Origin of the sequence: Allorhizocola rhizosphaerae, from assembly GCF_003426775.1 — a bacterium.
Taxonomy (GTDB): domain Bacteria; phylum Actinomycetota; class Actinomycetes; order Mycobacteriales; family Micromonosporaceae; genus Allorhizocola; species Allorhizocola rhizosphaerae.
The window spans coordinates 1-4,244 of sequence record NZ_QJUG01000387.1 but is presented as its reverse complement, the minus strand read 5'-3'; the positions used below and the strand labels follow the sequence as shown (position 1 = coordinate 4,244).

5 protein-coding genes are annotated in these 4,244 nt (G+C 68.4%); 2 read left to right on the top strand and 3 right to left on the bottom strand.

The window, feature by feature from the left end:
* Positions 1–147: 147 nt before the first annotated feature.
* Together DM816_RS40535 and DM816_RS40530 are read right to left on the bottom strand one after the other, a co-directional pair.
* Positions 148–549 (bottom strand): VOC family protein, encoded by a 402-nt coding sequence (locus DM816_RS40535; protein ID WP_246002709.1) that lies wholly within the window; start codon positions 547–549, stop codon positions 148–150.
* Between the two features lie 54 nt (positions 550–603).
* Positions 604–1,374: a PHP domain-containing protein gene (locus DM816_RS40530; protein WP_246002707.1), complete on the bottom strand. Its 771-nt coding sequence runs from the start codon at positions 1,372–1,374 to the stop codon at positions 604–606.
* Positions 1,375–1,419: 45 nt separating this feature from the next.
* Between DM816_RS40530 and DM816_RS40525 the strand changes: the two genes are divergently transcribed.
* Positions 1,420–2,367 carry a hypothetical protein gene (locus DM816_RS40525; RefSeq protein ID WP_211589072.1) on the top strand — a complete coding sequence of 316 codons (948 nt, stop codon included), beginning with the start codon at positions 1,420–1,422 and terminating at the stop codon, positions 2,365–2,367.
* On the opposite strand, the gene DM816_RS40520 is transcribed toward DM816_RS40525, so the two are convergent.
* Entirely contained in the window at positions 2,351–3,388 is a 1,038-nt protein-coding gene (locus DM816_RS40520) for an outer membrane protein assembly factor BamB family protein (RefSeq protein WP_162908365.1), read from the bottom strand. The genes DM816_RS40525 and DM816_RS40520 overlap by 17 nt on opposite strands.
* Positions 3,389–3,541: 153 nt before the next feature.
* On the opposite strand from DM816_RS40520, the gene DM816_RS40515 reads away from it, so the two are divergent.
* The coding region (locus tag DM816_RS40515; RefSeq protein ID WP_117215758.1) for a prephenate dehydrogenase at positions 3,542–4,244 on the top strand (703 nt) is incomplete at its 3' end.

The window sequence follows — 4,244 nt, the reverse complement described above, 5'->3', positions numbered from 1 at the left end:
ACCCGATGTTCGCAGCGGGTGTGCCCGGATCGCTTCGCGCCCGGCCACACCCGCGCAAGAGCACGGCTTCGCCTGAACAGAGTTAAACCCGATGTTCGCAGCGGGTGTGCCCGGATCGCTTCGCGCCCGGCCACACCCGCGCACGTTTTAGGCGCGGCCTTCTTCCAGCATGTCCAGGTAATGCTGGTTGTACATGATGCCGAGAATGTTGCCGAACGGGTCGATGACGGATGCGGTGACGAAGCCCGGCCCGTGCTCGGTGACCGGCAGGTAGACGCGTGCCCCCAGGGACACCAGCCGCTCCAGGCTCGCCTCGATGTCGTCGACGTGCCAGTGCAGGACCGCACCCGCGGGCCGCTGGTCCTGACCGGGCGGGGCGAACCGGGCGTCGATGAAGCCGAACTCGTGCAGGTGATCGCCGATGCGGAACTCGATGTAGGCCGGCCTGCCCTCGACCTCGCGCACGAAGTAGGGCTCGATGCCGAGCACCTCCGTGTACCACTCCTTGGCGGCGTTGAGGTCGTCGACGTAGAAGTTCAGGGTGCTCATTCCTCGCAACATGAGGCCATCGTGCCGCCTAAAGTGTGCACCTCCTGAGCACTTTCAGATCTCGTGTGACTTCGTCCACTCCAGCAGCGCGTCGAGCCGCCACGTGTTGACCACGCGCTCCGGTGCGATGCCCGCCGCCTCTGCCCGCTCGCACCCGTGCTTGAGCCATTCCAACTGGGCTGCCGCATGCGCGTCCGAGTCGATGGCAAACCGCAGCCCATCGATCGCTGCCGCCTTGCGCAGCAGGTTGGACGGCGGGTCGAGCCGGTCGGGCCGGGAGTTGATTTCGATCGCCTTGTCGTAGCGGGCCGCCGCCGCGAACACCGCGTTGGCATCGAACGAACTGGGCGGGCGCCGTCGCGACGACGCGTGCGCCTCATCGGTCACCACGGGCAGCTTGCGCCCGGTGCAGTGGCCGAGGATGTCCAGGTGCGGGTTGGCCAGCGCGCGGGTCATGCGCCGGGTCATCGCGGCCTTGTCCATGCGCAGTTCACTGTGGACGGACCCGACCACGATATCGACGTCGGCCAACAGATTCGGGTCCTGGTCGAGCGATCCGTCGGGCAGGATGTCCACCTCGATCCCGGTCAACACGCGAAACCCTGTCTCCGCAAGGGATTGGTTGACCGCGGCGATCTCGTCGATCTGCTTGCGCAGCCGCTGCGCCGAAAGCCCGTTGGCGATGCGCAGCCGTGGCGAGTGGTCCGTGATGGCGAAGTAGTCGTGGCCCGCCTGTGCCGCCGCGACCACCATGTCGTGAAGCGTGTCACCCCCGTCGGACCAATCGGTGTGCGTATGGCAATCGCCCCGCAGTGCCTGCCTCATATCTGACATTGTGCTTTGCCTCCGGACGGCCTAAGTTGCCGAGACATGCCGGTTGAGCCGATGCCCACGGGAGAGTACCGGATGGTCACACAGCGAGCCTTTGACTACGGGGTCACCGAGGACCCGCACGCGCCCAGAGACGACGCCGGCTCGGTCGGCGACTACCGCCTTCTGTGCATGCTGCTCGGCACCCTGATCGGGGCGGGCATCGCCTCGCTGAGCTTCAAGCTCGCGGACAGCCCGGCCGAGCGCGACCAATGGTTGATCTTCTTGCTGATCGCCGGGCTGCTCGGCGCGGCGGCCGGCGAGGCGTTCGGTTTCGGCATGTCACGCTGGTTCGAGGTGCAGCAGTACCACTCCATCAAGCGCTGGCGGGTCACCCTGTCCGTCGTCATGGTGCTCATCATCGCGGCTGCGCTGATCGCCTCGACGAACTACGTCTTCGCCAACAAGGAGACCCTGACCTCGCGCGGCATCGCTCTCTCGGCGCTGGCGATCGCCGGCGGACTGCCTACGGCCGCGACGCTGGCCGCGATCAAGCAGGTGTGCGCCGACCCGCTGCCCGGCGGTCCCGGTGCGCAGCTGTCCGCCATGCTGCGGTTGCGTCAGATGTCCACCCGCATGCTGAGCCAGTTGGGCGTGCTGGTGCTGCTCATCATGGGCGTCAACGGCGCCGCCGCCAACTGGGGTGACATCCAGCAGAACCCCAAGGTCGTGATCTTCTCGGGCGTGGTGGCCTCGTTCATCATCGCCATCATGTATGTGCCGACCGCGAGCGCGCTGCGCCGCCGCGGCGCCATCTTCGTCGGCCGGCATTTCTCGCTCGCCGACACCCCGACCGATCAGCTGGCGAGCGCTGCCGAGGACCGGCAGAAGCTGGAGAAGATGCTGGGCCTCGACCAGACGACGTTCGGTGAGCTCAAGGCCGGGTTCGTGGTGCTGACCCCGGTCGTCGTGGGCCTGGTGGCCACCCTGCTCAAAGCGGGAGTGTGAAAAGCGCGAACCGCGGCTGGCTCGCGCCCCCGATGTATTTGAAGAAGCCGCCCGCGGTCAGCTGACCCAGCTCGGGGCTGGCGGCCATCGCCCGCACACCGATCGTGCCGCTGGCGTTGGCGGTCCACGGCTGCAGCACGCCGCCGGCGTCCACGGCGGCAAGCTTGATCCGCTGGTCCGATCCGTCGACGCACTGGCTGCCCGGCCGTCCCGGCACCGTCCCGAGCGATTCCGATCGGCACACGTTGTCGAAGTGGCCGCCCAGGTAGATCAGCCCGTCCAGGATCGCGATCGTCTGCACGTCACCGTCCAAAGTGACCCTCCACTTCGGACCCCCGGACAGGTCCATCGCCTCCGCCCGGCCGCCATCGCCGTCGACTCCCGCGTAGAGCGTGTCACCGTCGATCTGCAGGGCGTTGACGAAGGCGTGCACCCGCGAAACGAACGAGGTGTCCACCTGGCCCGTGTCGGGAGTCACGGCCGCGAGCTTCTGCGTCCTCTCCACGCCGTTGACGTCGTCGAACTTGCCGCCCAGATAGACCCGATCGTGGCTGACGAGCAGGCTGTGGACCGAGCCGGACAGGACAGGCGCCCATGTCTGGTCCAGTGCGCCGCTCGCGGCGTCGAAGGCCGCCGCGCCGCTGCGAGCCTGCCCATCGACGGACGTAATGGTCCCGCCGATGTAGACCCGGCCGTGCCCGACCGCGACCTTCTTCGGGTGCCCATAGATGCGGTGCTCCAACACCGGCCGCAGTCTGCCGGTGTGCGGATCCAGCTGGGCGAGGTTGTCCCGGTTCTTGCCGTTGACCGCCTGGAAGTCGCCCACGAGGTAGAGGCCCGACGAGTCCACGGCGATGTCAGTCACCGTGCCGTCGGCGGACGGCGTCCAGTCCAGCAGGGCTCCGGTGGCCGCGTCTATCGCCGCGAGCCGGTTGCGCCGGTGTTCGGAGCCGTTCCAGGTCGCGCGGGTGAACTCGCCCCCGACGTAGATGGTGCCGCCCCAGTAAGCGACGGCGTGCACCGCCCCATTGAAGGTGGCCGACGAAACCGGGGTGGGGTCCACCGGTACCGCAAAAGCATTTTGAGAAATCAATACGGCCGCAAAGACCAGGGCGATAGCGTTCAGACGGCGCACGTCATGTGAAACGATCTGGCACCTAATAGGCTTCGACGCGTGAACATCGCGGTGATCGGTCTCGGGCTCATCGGTGGCTCGCTGCTGCGCGGGCTGGCCACGACGGGGCGACATCGCATGCTCGGCTTCGACGCCGATCCGGCCGTGCGGGCGACCGCTCGGGACGCCGCCGCCCGGATGCCCACGGGTCAGCGCTGGCAGATCACGGCGACGGTGCGTGACGCCGCTGCCGATGCGGACCTTGTCTTTTTGGGGGTACCGCTGACGTCGCTCGACACCGCGCTTGACGCGCTGGTCGCGAGCGGCTTCCACGGCCTGATCTCGGACGTCACGTCGGTCAAGGGCCCGGTGCGGGCCGCGGTCGCCGACCGGCTCAAGGGCGCGGCCACCCCCGTCGCGGGTTATGTCGGCGGGCATCCCATGGCCGGGCGGGAGGTTTCCGGCTTCGCCAACGCCGACCCGAAACTGTTCACGGGCTGCGCGTGGGTGTTGTGTCTGGACGATCCGGTGGCGCTCGACGACTGGCTGACCGTCGCCGATCTCGTGACCGAGCTCGGGGCGCGGGTGGTGCCCGCGACCACCGAGGAGCACGACCGCGCGGTGGCCGCGATCAGCCACGTGCCGCACCTCGTCGCGAGCGCGCTGGCCGCGCTTGCCGCCGACGACCTGCTGGCGCTGACGCTGGGGGCCGGGTCGTTCCGCGACGGCACGCGGGTCGCGGCCACCCGGCCCGAGCTCGTCG

Excerpts from the sequence above, each read along its gene's own strand:
- DM816_RS40535 (WP_246002709.1), bottom strand. The coding sequence starts at position 549 with ATGAGCACCCTGAACTTCTACGTCGACGACCTCAACGCCGCCAAGGAG.
- DM816_RS40530 (WP_246002707.1), bottom strand. The coding sequence starts at position 1,374 with ATGAGGCAGGCACTGCGGGGCGATTGCCATACGCACACCGATTGGTCC.
- DM816_RS40525 (WP_211589072.1), top strand. The coding sequence starts at position 1,420 with ATGCCGGTTGAGCCGATGCCCACGGGAGAGTACCGGATGGTCACACAG.